The 15,768-nt window shown below is 58.9% G+C and carries 17 protein-coding genes and 1 tRNA gene; 5 read left to right on the top strand and 13 right to left on the bottom strand.

Translation table 11 applies throughout. The features are described 5' to 3' along the window. Positions 1-33 precede the first annotated feature (33 nt). Together AC097N_RS13315 and AC097N_RS13310 are read left to right on the top strand one after the other, a co-directional pair. Entirely contained in the window at positions 34-1,074 is a 1,041-nt protein-coding gene (locus AC097N_RS13315; protein WP_479581604.1) for a 3'-5' exonuclease, read from the top strand. A gap of 127 nt (positions 1,075-1,201) precedes the next feature. Further along, complete coding sequence (locus tag AC097N_RS13310; protein ID WP_479581602.1) at positions 1,202-2,446, top strand: nitronate monooxygenase; 1,245 nt, start codon at positions 1,202-1,204, stop codon at positions 2,444-2,446. A gap of 64 nt (positions 2,447-2,510) precedes the next feature. Here AC097N_RS13310 and AC097N_RS13305 read toward each other — a convergent pair whose 3' ends face one another. Continuing rightward, a complete protein-coding gene (locus AC097N_RS13305) occupies positions 2,511-2,696 on the bottom strand; it encodes a hypothetical protein (protein ID WP_479581600.1) in 186 nt (61 codons plus the stop codon). A 195-nt stretch (positions 2,697-2,891) separates the two neighbouring features. Here AC097N_RS13305 and AC097N_RS13300 point away from each other — a divergent pair. The 3 genes from AC097N_RS13300 to thiD all read left to right on the top strand — a co-directional run bounded on the left by AC097N_RS13300 (position 2,892) and on the right by thiD (position 4,323). Beyond that, a tRNA-Asn gene (locus tag AC097N_RS13300) sits at positions 2,892-2,967 on the top strand. Between the two features lie 102 nt (positions 2,968-3,069). Further along, entirely contained in the window at positions 3,070-3,393 is a 324-nt protein-coding gene (locus AC097N_RS13295; protein WP_479581598.1) for a hypothetical protein, read from the top strand. A gap of 72 nt (positions 3,394-3,465) precedes the next feature. Then, on the top strand, positions 3,466-4,323 hold the full coding sequence (thiD, locus tag AC097N_RS13290; RefSeq protein ID WP_479581596.1) for a bifunctional hydroxymethylpyrimidine kinase/phosphomethylpyrimidine kinase: 858 nt from the start codon (positions 3,466-3,468) through the stop codon (positions 4,321-4,323). Here thiD and thiE read toward each other — a convergent pair. From thiE to AC097N_RS13230, 12 genes are all read right to left on the bottom strand, one after another. Next, positions 4,274-5,209: a thiamine phosphate synthase gene (thiE, locus tag AC097N_RS13285; protein WP_479581594.1), complete on the bottom strand. Its 936-nt coding sequence runs from the start codon at positions 5,207-5,209 to the stop codon at positions 4,274-4,276. The genes thiD and thiE overlap by 50 nt on opposite strands. Before the next feature lie 8 nt (positions 5,210-5,217). Beyond that, positions 5,218-6,033: a thiazole synthase gene (locus tag AC097N_RS13280; RefSeq protein ID WP_479581592.1), complete on the bottom strand. Its 816-nt coding sequence runs from the start codon at positions 6,031-6,033 to the stop codon at positions 5,218-5,220. Between the two features lie 12 nt (positions 6,034-6,045). Continuing rightward, the gene (gene thiS / locus AC097N_RS13275; RefSeq protein ID WP_479581590.1) at positions 6,046-6,243 is read right to left on the bottom strand and encodes a sulfur carrier protein ThiS; all 198 of its coding nucleotides are present in this window, start codon (positions 6,241-6,243) and stop codon (positions 6,046-6,048) included. A 4-nt stretch (positions 6,244-6,247) separates the two neighbouring features. Then, the gene (locus AC097N_RS13270) at positions 6,248-7,327 is read right to left on the bottom strand and encodes an FAD-dependent oxidoreductase (RefSeq protein WP_479581589.1); all 1,080 of its coding nucleotides are present in this window, start codon (positions 7,325-7,327) and stop codon (positions 6,248-6,250) included. A 21-nt stretch (positions 7,328-7,348) separates the two neighbouring features. Beyond that, positions 7,349-8,629 carry a purine-cytosine permease family protein gene (locus AC097N_RS13265; protein ID WP_479581587.1) on the bottom strand — a complete coding sequence of 427 codons (1,281 nt, stop codon included), beginning with the start codon at positions 8,627-8,629 and terminating at the stop codon, positions 7,349-7,351. A gap of 218 nt (positions 8,630-8,847) precedes the next feature. Beyond that, the gene (locus tag AC097N_RS13260) at positions 8,848-9,948 is read right to left on the bottom strand and encodes an NAD(P)/FAD-dependent oxidoreductase (protein ID WP_479581585.1); all 1,101 of its coding nucleotides are present in this window, start codon (positions 9,946-9,948) and stop codon (positions 8,848-8,850) included. Positions 9,949-9,962: 14 nt separating this feature from the next. Then, complete coding sequence (fdxA, locus tag AC097N_RS13255; protein ID WP_479581583.1) at positions 9,963-10,292, bottom strand: ferredoxin FdxA; 330 nt, start codon at positions 10,290-10,292, stop codon at positions 9,963-9,965. A gap of 104 nt (positions 10,293-10,396) precedes the next feature. Further along, entirely contained in the window at positions 10,397-11,770 is a 1,374-nt protein-coding gene (locus tag AC097N_RS13250; RefSeq protein WP_479581581.1) for a sulfate adenylyltransferase subunit 1, read from the bottom strand. Continuing rightward, on the bottom strand, positions 11,770-12,729 hold the full coding sequence (cysD, locus tag AC097N_RS13245; protein ID WP_479581578.1) for a sulfate adenylyltransferase subunit CysD: 960 nt from the start codon (positions 12,727-12,729) through the stop codon (positions 11,770-11,772). The genes AC097N_RS13250 and cysD overlap by 1 nt, the downstream gene beginning before the upstream one ends. Beyond that, positions 12,726-13,487 (bottom strand): phosphoadenylyl-sulfate reductase, encoded by a 762-nt coding sequence (locus AC097N_RS13240; protein WP_479581576.1) that lies wholly within the window; start codon positions 13,485-13,487, stop codon positions 12,726-12,728. The genes cysD and AC097N_RS13240 overlap by 4 nt, the downstream gene beginning before the upstream one ends. Then, complete coding sequence (locus tag AC097N_RS13235; protein WP_479581574.1) at positions 13,484-13,870, bottom strand: DUF934 domain-containing protein; 387 nt, start codon at positions 13,868-13,870, stop codon at positions 13,484-13,486. Before AC097N_RS13235 ends, AC097N_RS13240 begins: the two co-directional genes overlap by 4 nt. Before the next feature lie 21 nt (positions 13,871-13,891). Further along, positions 13,892-15,709 carry a nitrite/sulfite reductase gene (locus AC097N_RS13230; protein ID WP_479581572.1) on the bottom strand — a complete coding sequence of 606 codons (1,818 nt, stop codon included), beginning with the start codon at positions 15,707-15,709 and terminating at the stop codon, positions 13,892-13,894. Between the last annotated feature and the right edge of the window lie 59 nt (positions 15,710-15,768).

The following is a 15,768-nucleotide window of genomic DNA, read 5'->3' as shown; positions in this document are numbered from 1 at the left end:
ACCCTCTGAAAATAATGAAATCGAAAGAAAACCTTGACTGAGCAGCAACTTCCATTTGACTTTGGCAGCTCCAACCCTGCCTTGGCGCCTGAGCCAAAAGGCAAGCCAAAAGGCAAGCCAAAGTCCAAGGCCAAACCTCGCGCCGCAAGCGTCGCCCCTGTGGCCCCGGTCATGGACGCGGCTGCCATGGCAGCCGTGCTGGCAAACCATCCGGACTATCGGGTGATTCGTCGCCTGGTTCCCATCCAACACTTTGACCGCTTGCCCCAAGGTCCGCTCATGCGTGTTCTGGTACTCGACACCGAAACCACGGGCCTGGAGCACGGCCGCGACAAAATTATTGAACTCGCCATGTTGCAGGTTGATATTGACACGAGCACCGGCCTGCCCGTGGGCGACGTCGTGGTTTACGACGGCCTGGAAGACCCTGGCATCCCGATCTCCAAGGAAATCCAGGCGATTACCGGCATTTCAAATGACATGGTGGCTGGACAGCACCTGGATGAGGCCCGTATCGCCGCCATGCTGGCCCATGCCGATCTGGTGATCGCCCACAACGCAGGTTTTGACCGGCCTTTTTGTGAAGCACGAATCCCCCGGTTTGCCCAACTCCCCTGGGGCTGCTCATTTGCCGACATTGACTGGAAAAAAGAAGGCCACGGGTCCGCCAAGCTGGAATACCTGGCATTGGACAAAGGCTGGTTCTATGAGGCGCATCGTGCCGAAGTGGATTGCCACGCCCTGTTGGCCGTGCTGACGGAGCCGTTGCCCGAATCCGGGCAAAGCGGGTTGGCCAAAATCATGGCGGCCAGCCGCTCACCCAGTTACAGATTGCAGGCAACCGGCGCGCCGTTTGAGGCCAAAGACCTGCTGAAAGCCCGCGCTTACCGCTGGAATGCGGATCAAAAAGTCTGGCACAGGCTGCTGGGCGATGAAAACGAGTTGGCGGCAGAGCTTGAATGGCTTAAATCGAACGTCTACGGCAGCCGTCAGGCCCGGGTTTTGGTGGAAAAACTCGACGCGCTGGTGAAGTACTCCAGCCGTGCAGGGGAATTGTCAAACCATCCGATTTGAAATGGGGCCGGGGTAGAATTCTTGACATGCAAGACCTTTTCGGCTTGCGATTTTCTATTCTCCCTGGGCTTGCTGTGGCCGTCGGCCAAGAGGGTCGCCAGGTGAGCCGGAACGCTCAAGGATTTTCATGAAACGTGTTGACGACTTCCGCCTGAAGTTCGGTAAAAAAGAGCTGGTGCCCATCATGATTGGTGGTATGGGCGTGGATATCTCGACGGCCGAACTGGCTTTGGAAGCAGTGCGGCTCGGCGGTATTGGCCATATTTCAGACGCCATGGTGCCTGACGTGTCGGACCGCCGTTTTGACACCAGCTTTGTCAAAGACAAGACCAAGTTCTACAAGTTCAACATCGACAACACCGACAAGTCCATGATCAAGTTTGATCTGGGTGTGTTGGCTGACGCCACCCGGCGCCATGTTGACGCCACCATGCAGGCCAAACGGGGTGAGGGCATGGTTTTTGTCAACTGCATGGAAAAGCTGACCATGAACGCCCCGCGCGAGACGCTTCAAGTGCGCATGGCGTCGGCACTGGATGCGGGTATTGACGGCATTACCCTGAGCGCTGGCCTGCATTTGGGCTCGTTCGGGTTGATTGCAGACCACCCGCGGTTTCGCGATGCCAAGCTGGGCATCATCGTGTCGTCGGTCCGGGCATTGCAGATATTCCTGCGCAAGAATGCACGCCTGGATCGCCTGCCTGACTATGTGATTGTCGAAGGTCCGCTGGCTGGTGGTCATCTCGGCTTCGGCATGGACTGGGCCCAGTACGATTTGGCAACCATCATTGCCGAGATCGTGCAGTACCTGAAAACTGAACAGCTTGATATTCCCGTCGTTGCTGCTGGCGGCATCTTTACCGGCAGTGACGCGGTGTCTTTCCTTGAAAACGGTGCTGCCGCAGTTCAGGTGGCAACCCGCTTCACGGTGGCGAATGAATGTGGTTTGCCCGACAAGGTCAAGCAAGAGTATTTCAGGGCCAGTGAAGCCGACATCGAAGTCAACACCATTTCACCCACGGGTTATCCCATGCGCATGCTCAAGAGCACGCCAGCCATTGGTGCGGGCATTCGCCCGAATTGTGAAGCCTATGGCTATTTGCTGGACGGCAATGGAGGTTGCGCCTACATCACGGCCTATAACCGTGAAATGGCCCTGCACCCCGACTCCAAAACACTGTCGGTCATGGACAAGACTTGTTTGTGTACCCACATGCGCAACTTCAATTGCTGGACTTGCGGCCATTACACCTACCGCCTGAAAGATACGACGAATCGGCTCGCGGACGGAAGCTATCAGATCTTGAGTGCCGAGCACATTTTCAAGGACTACCAGTTCAGCGTTGACCAAAAGGTGGCCCTGCCGGCCTGACCAACCCTCCTGCCGTCCTCAACAAGCCCCGTTCGAAAGCACGGGGCTTTTTTGTGCTCACGGCCTATCGATCTCGCCATGGTTTTGTGTGCTGCGTTGGCGTGGCCGCATTCATACCCTGCACCGAGGGTATTGCAGATTTAAAGGCACCACCTGCGGCCAGCGCCATTTCCTGCAGCTCGGTGGATGAGAACAGACCCACGCTGGCCGACACAATCGACAAAATCAGTGCACCAATAAATGCTCTCATTTCATGACCTTCACGGGATGATGGTGTATCCAAGCAAATTGGATGCCATTTCAAGACAGCCCAGACTAGAGTCGCCCGATTTTTACCCGTGAAAAAAAGTTTCTCTTGACGAACTCATTCTTTGCACGTTTTTTCTTCAAAAGATGACAAACAACCGAAGGTGCCGAAAAATGACGCTATAATTTGAGGCTAGATTCCTCGATAGCTCAGTTGGTAGAGCGCCGGACTGTTAATCCGTAGGTCCCTGGTTCGAGCCCAGGTCGAGGAGCCAAAAACAAGAAATGAATCAAGCACTTATCCCCCTGGGTTAGGTGCTTTTTTTATGGCTGATCGCCCGCTAAACTGAAATATATGCAACTACCGAAAGAAAAAAATGTTTGATAAAAGCGGCCAATGGATTCATCTTGAAACGTTCGACGATTTCGACAACGGTCTGTCAGCGCTGATTGACCTCTGGTCCAGCACGTCAAAGACGGCAACCCAAAAGGTCAAGGACGCGGCACTTACTCACTTCAAGGAAGACCTGGAAGCTGCAGCACTCAAATGGATCGGCAACAAAGCCAAGTCCAAAAAATACGCGGCCATTGGTGCAGAACTGGCTGAGTTTGAAGAGGTGTTGGTCGAGGGCTCAGACGTTGCCCCTGAAGCCGACAGCAATGCCCCGTCGGCGCCTGCCAAGTCCAAGAAGAAGGCATAGATGTCCAGTAGATGAGTCACTTTTGAGAAGTGGACTCATTCAAGATCAAGTACTTCGATTTAAAGCGTAGGGATGAACGACGTGACAACCTTGCAGGCATTGACCCACAAATATCCTCGCGTTCTCTCCATTGCGGGGTCCGATAGCGGCGGAGGCGCCGGTATACAAGCGGATTTAAAAACCATTGCAGCGCTCGGCTGCTACGGTATGACGGCGTTAACCGCGTTGACGGCACAGAACACGCTTGGCGTGCGCAGCATCCATGGTGTACCGCCCCAGATGTTGCGAGACCAGATTGACGCCGTCATGGAAGATATTGGCGCTGATGCAGTCAAAATTGGCATGCTGCATTCTCCGGACATTGTGCGGACGGTGGCAGAAGCCATTGATCGACACACCTTGTCTAACGTCGTGTTTGACCCTGTCATGGTTGCGACCAGTGGTGCCGCGTTGATCGACAACTCGGCCATGGAGGTATTGGTGCGCGAATTATTTCCCCGCGTTGCCGTGATAACCCCCAACCTCGATGAAGCAGCCCTGTTGGTTGGGCGTTCGCTGACGAGCAAACAAGACATGGAGCAGGCCGCATCGACCTTACTGGCCATGGGTGCGCGTGCCGTGTTGCTCAAAGGCGGGCATCTGCCAGGCGACATGGTCCATGATTTGCTGGCCACCCCCACAGAAGGGAATTTCTGGATGGAGGCACCACGCATTCACAGCCAGAACACGCACGGAACAGGATGCACACTGTCGTCCGCCATGGCGGCACAACTGGCCTTGGGCGCCACATTGAAAGAGGCGATCCGGCTTGCGCGAAGTTTTGTACGCAATGCCCTGCAGGCGGGCGCGCAGGTACGTACTGGGCAGGGGAGCGGCCCGCTCAACCATGGTCACGGGCCTTTGGTGATGCGACTGATGCCGCTGCGTTGATCACGGCCTGCCAACTGGCGGCCATGTGCTCCGGGTTCTTATGCCCGACCAACGCCCGTACCACGGCAACCGAGCCTGCACCACTGATCAGCACATCCTGAAGGTTGTGACTGTCAATGCCTCCGATCGCCACGGACGGGTAGTTCGACATCAATCGGACATAAGTGCCAAGGCGGCCTGCGCCTTGTGGCGCGGTCGTCATCCGTTTGAGCGTGGTGGGGAAGACCGCCCCCATGGCGATGTAACTGGGGCTGAACAAGTCGGCACGCAGCATTTCGGCATAACCATGACTGCTCAGGCCCAGTCGCAGTCCAGCCGCCCTGATTTTTTGGAGCTCCGCCACAGCCATGTCTTCCTGCCCCAGATGCACGCCATACGCACCCGCCGCGATGGCGACCTCCCAGTGATCATTGATAAAAAGCAGGGCGCCAGTATCTTGAACGGCTTCAACGGCAGCGCGCACCTCACGCTCTATCGCGCGAGCATCGTCAGACTTGAAACGCAGTTGTACGGTCGGTACACCACTTCTTGCCATGCGGCCCACCCAGTGGGCATCGGGCAGCACGGCATACAGACCCAACCGATGAGGGCAGGCAGCAAACGCGTCTGATCGCGGCCAAGGGCGCATGCCAAAGTCAGCAGCCTGGTCTGGCCAAATGGCCGCATTGAACTCTCCGGCTCGCTCAACGCTTTGTTGCCATGCAATGGCAACGCATTCTGCATCGGCCTCGATAAAACCCAAGGTCACACATGCCTGCTTGGCTGCGCGGTAAACCGACGCCTCACCTGTGAACATGGCCATCGCGCCGCCAGGTGCCGGAAGGGCCAGTGAGGAGTGGGCATCCACAATGGCCTGCACCATCGCCGCGTGTGTCCTGGTGTTCATGTGGTCTTTCAAGACTGATGCCAGAAAGGCATTCCCAAAACCGGGGTGCTGGGTTGAGCCGCATGCTGCTCCGTCATGGCGCCCCCACGGAATGCGTCGCGCCCCGCCTGCGTTGCACGGGCAAAGGCACCCGCCATCATGACCGGGTCTTGCGCCAGCGCGACGGCGGTGTTCAGCAAAACGCCATCAAATCCCCACTCCATCACCTGGCATGCGTGTGACGGCAAGCCCAGGCCGGCGTCCACGATCATGGGCACGGCCAGACGCTCCCTCAGGGTCCGCAAGGCATACGGATTGATGGGGCCCTTTCCGGTGCCAATAGGCGCGGCCCAGGGCATGATGGCCTGACAACCCACATCAACCAGACGCTGACACAGCACCAGATCCTCCGTGCAATACGGCAAAACCTTAAAGCCGTCCTTGATCAACAGGCTGGCGGCCTCCACCAGATTCAGGGTGTCCGGCTGCAGCGTGTAGTCATCGCCAATCAGCTCCAGCTTGATCCATGTGGTGTCAAACACCTCACGGGCCATTTGGGCCGTGGTCACCACTTCCTGAATGCTGTGGCAACCGGCGGTGTTGGGCAGCACCGGCACATCCAGCGCGCGCAACATCTCCCAGAAGCGGTTGGGGGCGTCATGGGCGCTGACATTCTGTCGGCGCAGCGACGCGGTCAACATGGCCGGTTGCGCCTTGCGCACCGCCGCTTCCAGCACGTGGGGCGACGGGTAGCGGGAGGTGCCCAGCAACAGGCGGCTGGAAAAGGTCTGGCCGTACAGAACCAGGGGGTCGGTCGACGTGGCGGCGTGGTGTTCAGCGGTCATGGTATGTCCCGGTTAGCCCCCGGTAACCGGGGTGATGATGTCAATACGGTCGTCGGCTTGCAGCAATTTTTGCGTGTACTGTGTGTTGGGAATAAATTGCAGGTTCACCGCCGCAGCGAAAGGTGGCCGCGCCTGCAGCCGGGAAACAGCATCGGCCAGCGTCGCGCCAGCCGGCAGTTCGTGTGGCACCTGATTGATAAAGACTTGCATGGGCTTAGTTGTCGGCATTCTGGATGGACACGGAAAACCTGTTCGCCAGCCGCGACGTATTGGTTTGGAACAGCTCCATCACCACATCCAGCATGGCCGGGCCAATCAGATAGCCATGGCGGTAGAGTCCGTTGATTTGTAAAACGCGTTCGCCAAGCCGGCGAATGGAGGGCAGGTTGTTGGGTAAGGCGGGCCGGCATTGGGTCACCAGATCCACGATCCGCGCTTCTGCAAAACCGCTGTCGACCGTGTAGGCGGCGCTGAGCAATTCCAGTGTTGAGCGCACACTGATCGGCGACAGGTCGTCGGATTCAATCTCGGTGGCGCCGATCACAAAATAACCATCCTGCTTGGGCGCGATGTAGATCGGATAACGGGGATGAACCAGGCGGGTGGGGCGGGACAACCTCACCTCCGGCGCCAGCAAGGTGATGACTTCACCGCGCACCCCGCGCAGCGCGGGCCATTGCGCGCGCGCGCCGACGCCACGGCAGTCAAATACCCAGTCGGGTTGCCCGGGTGTGCCTGGCGAAAAGTCTCCCGGCACGCGCGGGCTGTCCCAGTTCAGCTTGACATTCAGGCGCTGCAACTGGTGCAGCATGGCCGCCAGCAATTGGTGATTGTCCAGCTGCCCCTCGCCTGGCAGATAGAGGCCTTGGGCAAACCGGGTTCCCAATGACGGCTCCAGTTCCGAGAGTCCCTGGGCGTCAAGGCGCTGCGCCTTCGGCAGCGTGGGCAGGGACAGGCTGGTGGCATCCAGCTGACGTGAAAACCGGTCAGCCTCCGCCGCATCCTGACGATGCCAAAGCACCAGCGTGCCCTGCTGCTGAAAGTAGACGGGCTCATCGAGTTGCGCAATCAATTCCGGCCAACGGGTGAGTCCGTGGACGCCCATTTCCACCACGCTCGTCTCGGTAATGGCTGATTCCGCCAGGGGCGCCAGCATGGCGGCGGCAGCGCGGGCGGCCGAGTTCAATGCCTCTGGGCCACCGGCATCAAATAGCGTCAGTTGATGGCCCATGCGGGCGAGTTGGCAGGCCAGCAAGCGCCCCATCAAGCCTGCGCCCAGGATGACTATGTTCATGTTCGTTCTCCGATGACGGTCTTATATTTGTTTGGGGCGAGTCAGCCAGGCCAGCGTGAAGGTCAGTGCCAGCGTGGGCAGGGCGGAGCCCCATTGCGGCGCCCATTTGGCAAGGGCGTGGTAAGTGGCGATGCCCGCCAGCCACAGCAGCGCGGCTGTCAGGTCAATTTTGCGTTGCGGTGGCGCAAAGCGGGGTTGGCCGACCCCGAGTCGCCCCAGAATCACGCCGTACAAAGGCACAAAAACTGAACTCAGAAAAATCAGAAATGGCTCCAGACTGTGCATGGGCAACACCATCGCCAAGCCCGTGCACACAACCGCCAGACCCAGCCCCCATTGCCGAATCGTGACCGACGGCTTGAGGCTGTGTGTCGAGACGGCGCCAGAGTAGACATCGCCGTAAGCGTTGTCGATCTCATCCACCAGAATCAGACTCAGTGCAATCAGCCCGCCCTGTGCCAGCAGCAAGGCGCTGACCAGGTTCACATCAGGCTGCGACACGCTGACCACCATCACGCCAAGCGCGTAACACCAGATATTGGCGATGGCATAACCCACCCATGTGCCGCTCATGGCACTGCGACCTGAGCGACCGTGGCGGGCATAGTCGGCCACCAGCGGCAGCCAGGAGACCGGCATGGCAATCACCAGATCCATCGCCGACAACATGCCCATGCTGCCGTCCCCGGTACGGGCCCAAAACGCGTCAAACCCTTTGGTCTGCAACTGACCACCAAACTGCCACGTCAACCACAGCAGCGATGCAACAACCAGCGGCAAACCAATGCGGCTGATGATTTTGCGCACCAGCTGGGTCATGGAGCCCGCCAGAAGCAGGACCAGCACAGCACCCCACAAGAGCGTGGTGAGTACGATGCCACTCGGGCCTTCAAGCGCCAGACCAAAAGACTGCTTGGCGATGGCGGCCGTGCCGTCGCGCATCACTACCAGCTCAAAGGTGGTCCAGCCGATGAGCTGGGCAATGTTCAGGAGCACAGGCAAGCGCGCGAAGTAGCTGCCATAAGTGGCGTGCATCAAACCTGCACTGGTGAGGCCGCTGTTGCACCCCAGCTTCGCCGTCCACGCCAGTAAGCCAGAACCCACCAGGGAGCCCAGCACAATGGCCATGGCGGCATCACGGCTCCCCACGGCCGGCACGAGGTAGGCACCGATTTGCATGACCAGCAAACCGACGCCCAGGCTGAACCAGAGCGATGCGTGGTCATGCCATTGAAAAACCCGATCGGCGTCCGCCACGGGCGTCAGCGCCGTGTTGCCACCGTAAAAATTTGTATTTGTCATCTATTTGCTCCAGGCAAAAAATATTGACAGGTCGGCTTGGTGCGCGAAAGGTGACACGTCACTCAGAAAAAAAGAGACGTCCTTGACGGACCTGCTTCCCTGCGCGAGGATTACCTCAGTCAGGTTCAAAGGGACTTTCTCAGTCGACCTGCATTTTTAAAGCAGGGCAACACCCCTAGCGAAGTGCCCGGATGGGATGAGCACGGGTTGAATTCTACTCAGTCAAACACCGGCGTCTCGACGCCCAGAACTTTATGAAGTTTGGGGCTGGTCGTGGTGTATTGCAAAAAGACTTTTTTCTCGGGAAAAATGATGGACACAGCACCAAAGGCGGCCAATGCGCATTCGTGAAAACCACTCAAGATGAGTTTCTTTTTGCCGGGGTAGACGTTGATATCGCCCACCGCAAAGATGCCCGGCACGCTGGTGGAGAACTTCTCGGTGTCGACCTTGAGTTGCTTGCGCTCAATGTCCAGACCCCATTGGGCGATTGGTCCGAGTTTTGGACTCAGGCCAAAAAACACGAGCAGCAGATCCATGGGAACCACACGGGTGATGCCATCAGGGCCTGTCACTTTGACACCGGTGACCTTGCCGTCCTTTTCATCGTAGCCCGTGATTTGTCCGACGATGAATTGCATCTCATAGGCGTCGCACAGTTCTCTCATCCGGGCCACATTGGCGGGCGCCGCCTTGAAGCCGTCACGGCGGTGAATCAGGATGACGCTTTCGGCCTTGTGGGGGGTGTCCTTGACAAAGTCCAGGGCCCAGTCGATGGCCGAGTCGCCGCCCCCGACAATCACCATGTTTTTGCCAGCAAAGTCATCCGGGTTCTTGACGCGGTAGAACAGCTGGGCGCCTTCAAACGCGTCCAGTCCGTCCACCTTCAGCGTGCGCGGCTGAAAAGCGCCTACGCCAGCCGCTATGAAAAGGGTTTTGGTCAGGAACTGGGTGCCCTTGGACGTTTGCACAAAGAAGCGCCCGTCTTCCTGCTTTTCGACCGTGGTGACTTCCTGCCCAAAGTGAAAAGTAGCGCCAAAAGGCGCTATCTGTTTGAGGAGGTTGTTCGTCAATTCCTGACCGGTACAAACCGGTACCGCAGGAATGTCATAAATCGGCTTGTCAGGGTACAGCTCGACGCATTGGCCGCCAGGATAGGCCAGCGAGTCGATCACGTGGGCCTTGATTTCGAGCAAACCCAATTCAAACACCTGAAACAAGCCCACCGGGCCCGCGCCGATGATGACGGCGTCGGTCTCGATGGAGCCCTCGTGGGCCTGTGTTGTCTCTATCACTTCCTGGTTCAGGTGCGGTTCCATCACGTTTTTTCGAATTACTTAATGAGCTCTGAGAGCTTGCCGGTTCTGTCTTTCCAGTCATCTGCGTCGGGCAAGGGTGCCTTGCGCTTGGTGATGCTCTTCCAGGTGGGCAACTTGGCCAGTTCGGCGTTGAGCTTGGTCATGTGCTGCTGGTCGGCCGGCACATCTTCTTCCGCATAGATCGCGTTCACCGGGCATTCAGGAATACACACGGCGCAGTCAATGCATTCATCAGGATCAATCGTCAGGAAGTTGGGGCCTTCGCGGAAGCAATCCACGGGGCAAACGTCGACGCAATCGGTGTACTTGCATTTGATGCAGGCTTCGGTGACGGTATGTGTCATTTTGTAGTCTTCGACGAAGGGGGTGGAAACCCTGTATTTTATTGGGTTTCCATTGCCGGTTAATTCAAATTGGCCTTGATGGCCGCGCGGTTGCTTGAGTTGGATCAGTTGATCAACACGGCGCCAGCGGTTTTGTGTGAGGCGGTATCCACCAGAACCAACGAACCCAGCACACGCGAGCGGCTGTAGGGAAGGCCGGCAATGGCTTCCTGCAGGGAAATCTCCACGTGCCCGATGGCGTTGGCCTCCACCTGCGTGGCGTCTTCTTCGGCCAGGGTGTTGATGTCGAGCTTGTGAACAATGCGCTTGATCTTGGCCTTGATCCAGCGGTGACCATGCAGCGCCCAGTACACGCGGCCAGCCACCAAAGGCTCGTCATCCATCCAGGCCACCGTGGCTTTGAGTTCACGGCTGATATTAAAAGTACCGCTGGAGGTATCAAATTCGTCGGCCTTGGGTTCGCCGGCTAGCAGCCAGTCGCCGCGCGACACATCGACCTCGCGGTCGAGCACCACGCCAGCGCTGTGACCTGCGAACACCGTGCCCGGTTGCCGTGTGTAACCCAGCACTTGTGCCACGGTGGCCGTCTGGCCACTGGGTAATACGGACACTTGCTGCCCCACCTGCACGCTACCTGTGGCCACACGGCCCCAGAAAATGCGGCGGCCCTGGCTGGTGTCACTGGAGGCCGAGAACTTCTCAACCCACTGCACCGGGAAGGCGAATGGAATGGCCGTCTCGGCCGGGGTGGCGGGTAACAGTTCCAGAATTTGGAGCAGGCTGGGGCCGGTGTAAGCACACCAGTTGGGTGCCGACTCGACCACGTTATGGCCTTTGAGGGCGGATATGGGAACAATCGCCGTCACGGCAATACCGGCCGCCTGGGCAAAAGCCTCCAGCGCGTGGCTGATGTTGGCAAAGGCGAGGGCCGCCTGCCCCACGGTCTCGGGCTTGGCGTCGTCTTCCAGCGCATCGAGTTTGTTCACGGCAAACACGATGGAAGGCACCCGCAGCAGGTTCACCAGCAGCGAATGGCGACGGGTTTGCGGCAGCAGTTCCAGCGCGTTGGTCTGCCATTGCAGTTTGGTCGCGTCCACCAGCACCACGGCGGCGTCGGCGCTCGACGCTGCGGTGACCATGTTGCGGGTGTATTGCTCGTGGCCGGGTGCGTCGCCAATGATGAACTTGCGCTCAGCCGTGTTGAAGTACCGGTAGGCCACATCGATGGTGATGCCTTGCTCGCGCTCGGCACTCAAGCCGTCGGTGAACAGCGCCAGGTCGGCCTCGCCACTCTTGGAGACGTTGGCCAGTTGGTCCTGCAGGACCGAGCGGCTGTCCACCAACAGGCGGCCAATCAGCGTGCTTTTGCCGTCATCGACAGAACCGCAGGTGATGAATTTCAGTGCGGCGCCAGTGTCATTTTGGCCACTAGCCGCCGTGGATGCTGCGGGAGCAGCTATAGAAGTTGTAGCATTCATCAGAAGTATCCGTCTTTCTTGCGCTTCTCCATCGAAGCCTCAGAGGTTTTGTCGTCCATGCGGGTAGCGCCGCGCTCGCTCACGTCGGCGGCCAGGGTTTCAATCACGATTTCAACCGCCGTGCTGGCCAGGCTTTCCACCGGGCAGGTGCAGGTGATGTCGCCCACGGTGCGAAAACGCACATCACGGGACTCCATGGTTTCGCCCTCTTTCAAAGGGGTGAGTTCGGTCACCGGGACCAGCAGGCCCTTGCGCTCCACCACGTCGCGCTTGTGGGTGTAGTAGAGCGACGGCAGGGCGATTTTCTCGCGGTCGATGTATTGCCAGACGTCCAGCTCGGTCCAGTTGGAGATCGGGAACACGCGGAAGTGTTCGCCGGGCTGCAGGCGGGTGTTGAACAAGGTCCACAGCTCGGGGCGCTGGGCCTTGGGTTGCCACTGACCAAAGCTGTCGCGGTGCGAAAAGATGCGCTCCTTGGCGCGGGCTTTTTCTTCGTCACGGCGGGCGCCGCCAATCAGGGCGTCAAAACGGAACTCGTCAATGGCTTCGAGCAGCGTGACCGACTGGTGCACGTTGCGGGATTCGCCGGGGTGCGCCAGGCGCACGGTGCCGCGGGCCATGGAGTCTTCTACGCTGCGCACGATCAGGTCTGCACCCAGTTCTTTGGCGCGGGAGTCGCGGAAATCGGTCACTTCATGGAAGTTGTGGCCGGTATCAATCATCAGCAAGGGGTAGGGAATGCGACCCACGCCAAAGGCTTTTTCAGCGCATTTGAGCATGACCAGCGAGTCTTTGCCGCCCGAGAACAGCAGGGTGGGGCGTTCAAACGCAGCCGCGACTTCGCGCAGGATGAAGATCGTTTCCTCTTCGAGCGCGTCCAGATGCGCATTGCTGAGGTGATCGGGGCGATGGTGAGTAGGCATGGATTGGAGAAGATCAGGTTCGGTACGGGCGTTCATGCGGAGGCTTTCTCGGGGAGGCTGGACTGGTTGACGTGCAGGCCGCATTCTTTGGCCGCTTCATCTTCCCACCACCAGCGACCGGCGCGGAAGTCCTCACCCAGGCTGATGGCCCGGGTGCAGGGCGCGCAGCCAATGCTGGGGAAAAACTGGTCGTGCAGCGGGTTGTAGTCGATTTTATTCAAGGCAATGAAGTGCCACACATCACCCCAGGTCCAGTTGGCCAGGGGGTTGATCTTGACGCGGGTGGCGTCCGTGGTGTCAATCATCGGCACGTCGGCGCGGGCACCGGACTGCTCGCGGCGCAGGCCGGTGATCCAGGCGTCTTTGCCGGTCAGCGCGCGTGACAGGGGCTCCATCTTGCGGATGTGGCAGCAGCCTTTGCGCAACTCAATGCTTTTGTACATGGCGTCTTTGCCTTCGCGCCTGACGAACTGCACCACGGATTCATTGACCGGGGTGAACACCTCTACTGGCGCGCTTGACGTGGCCTTGAGCCGCTCCAGCAGCGCCAGTGTTTCGGGGTGCAGCATGCCGGTTTCCAGCACGAAGATACCGATGTTGAGCTTCAACGTGTTGATCAGGTGACTGATCACCACGTCTTCTGCGCCCAGGCTGGAGGCCTGGCTGATGCGGGGTGCACTGCCCTCGGCCACAGGCGCGTAGTCGAGTGCCGCCTGTTGCAGCACGGCGATGGTCTCGGCCAGTTTGACGTCAAAGTCCTTTGAGGCGCGGGCGTTCAGTTCAATGGCACTCATGCGCTCACTCCGGTGGCAAACAAGGGCTTGGTGTCGACTGCATCACCTTGGTAGAAGTCCTGGTAGCGGTCAAACTGGCGTTGCGCGAAATCGAGGTTCTGGTCCTCACGCAGCACGGCCGTATCGAACCCGCTGCGTTGCATTTGAACCAGTTGGTCAATCAGCACGTCGCCCGTGGCCCGAATCTCACCCTTGAAGCCCAGACGGCGACGCAGCAGGAAGGCTTGGCTGAAAGCGCGGCCGTCGGTGAACTTGGGGAAATTGAGGTCAATGCGGTCAATCCCGGCCAGCGACAACGGGCGTGGGTCTTCTGTGTTGGCCAGTTCAACAACGTTTTGGCCTGTAGCCAAGGTGGAATGTGCGGAAGCAGCTATCAATTTCATAGTGTTTTCTCCTTCGGCTCGTTAAGCTTCTTGTGCGTCGCGGGCAAATCCGGTCGACTTGGGCAGCGTGTGCAGGTCTTCATGTTTGTCACTCAGCCGTGCCGAGTTGGCAGCTACCTTGAACGCCTCGAAGCCTACACGCTGGAGGGTATCGATAAAAGTTTCCCGGCCGTTGCGGTGCAGGCGGAAACAGTCGAGCACAGCTTCGATGACGCCGGGTACTTCCGACGCGCCAAAGGACGGGCCAACCACCTTCCCCGGCACGGCGGGGCCGCTCAATGTGGAGCCGTCGGAGCCGCCCAAGGACACTTGGTACCACTCCTTGCCGTCTTTATCCACACCCAGGATGCCAATATGACCGCTGTGGTGGTGGCCACAAGAGTTGATGCAGCCGCTGATGTGGAGGTCAATCTCGCCCAGGTCATGCAGCTCGTCCATGTCCTGGTAACGCTCGGTAATTGACGCTGCAATCGGGATGGAACGGGCGTTGGCCAATGCACAGAAGTCGCCCCCAGGGCAGGCAATCATGTCGGTCAAAAGGCGAATGTTGGAGCGGGCCAAACCAGCATGGCTGGCAGCCACCCACAGGGCAGGCAAATCTTCGGCACGCACCCAGGGCAGCAGCAGATTCTGGTCATGGGTCACACGCACTTCGCCGGCGCTGAATTCATCAGCCAGGTCAGCGGCGGTATCGAGCTGGTCGGCATCCGCGTCGCCCGGCGCTTGCCCCAGGCGTTTGTACGATAGCGTGACCGAGCGCAGCGCAGGATTTTTGTGGGCTGCCACGTTTTGCTTGAGCCAGCGCTCGTAGTCAACCTGGCGCTCGGTGGGAATTGCTACGTTTTTAATAGCATCTTGTGAAGACTGCAAAAGGGCTGGCGGCACAAATGAGGCTGCCACACGGTCCAGTTCTGCCTGCGTGATCGTATGGGGCGCGCCGTCCACGGTCAGAATTTGCTGATACTCGGCCTCCACCTCGTCAATGTAGCGTTGGCCTTCGGCTTTCACCAAAATCTTGATGCGCGCCTTGTACATGTTGTCACGGCGACCCCAGCGGTTGTAGACACGCACCACGGCTTCCAGGTAATTCATGATCTGGTTCCAGGGCAGGAACTCGCGGATCGTCGTGCCGATGACGGGCGTGCGGCCCATGCCACCGCCCACCAGCACCTTGAAGCCCAGCTCTCCAGCCTCGTTCTTCTTCAGGTGCAGGCCCACGTCGTGCCAGTAAGTGGCAGCGCGGTCGGCCGTGGCACCGGTGATGGCGATCTTGAACTTGCGGGGCAGGAAGGCAAACTCAGGGTGCAGCGTGCTCCACTGGCGCATGATTTCAGCGAAGGGACGGGGGTCGGCAATCTCATCGGGCGCCACGCCAGCTAGTTCGTCGCTGGTGATGTTGCGGATGCAGTTGCCGCTGGTCTGGATGCCGTGCATGTTCACGGTGGCCAGCAAGTCCATCACGTCGGCGCTCTTGTCCAGCGGAATCCAGTTGAACTGCACGTTCTGGCGCGTGGTGAAGTGGCCATACCCAACGGGCAGGTGGGTGGTGCCCCAAGCGGCTTGTGCTCCGATGGCGGTGTCAAACACTTCCTTGCTGGGGTGGTCGAATTCACGTGCAATTCGGGCCAACACACGCAACTGGGCGCTGGCGAGTTCGCCATAAGGAACGGCCACGCGCAACATGGGCGCGTAGCGCTGGATGTACCAGCCGTTTTGCAGGCGTAGAGGGCGAAACTCTTCGTCGCTCAGCGTGCCGGCGATGTTGCGCTCCAGTTGGTCACGGTGCTGCGCGGCGCGGTTGCGAATGAACTGTCGGTCAAAGTCGGTGTATTGGTACATGGTTGGTTCGAATCAGTTGAGGACAGAGCGTTACGACGCTCCGTTCTGTCTGTACACGC

The organism is Rhodoferax sp. LS1R11, assembly GCF_056521395.1.
Note: the sequence above shows the minus strand (reverse complement) of the source record. Positions and strands in the feature narration are given on the sequence as shown.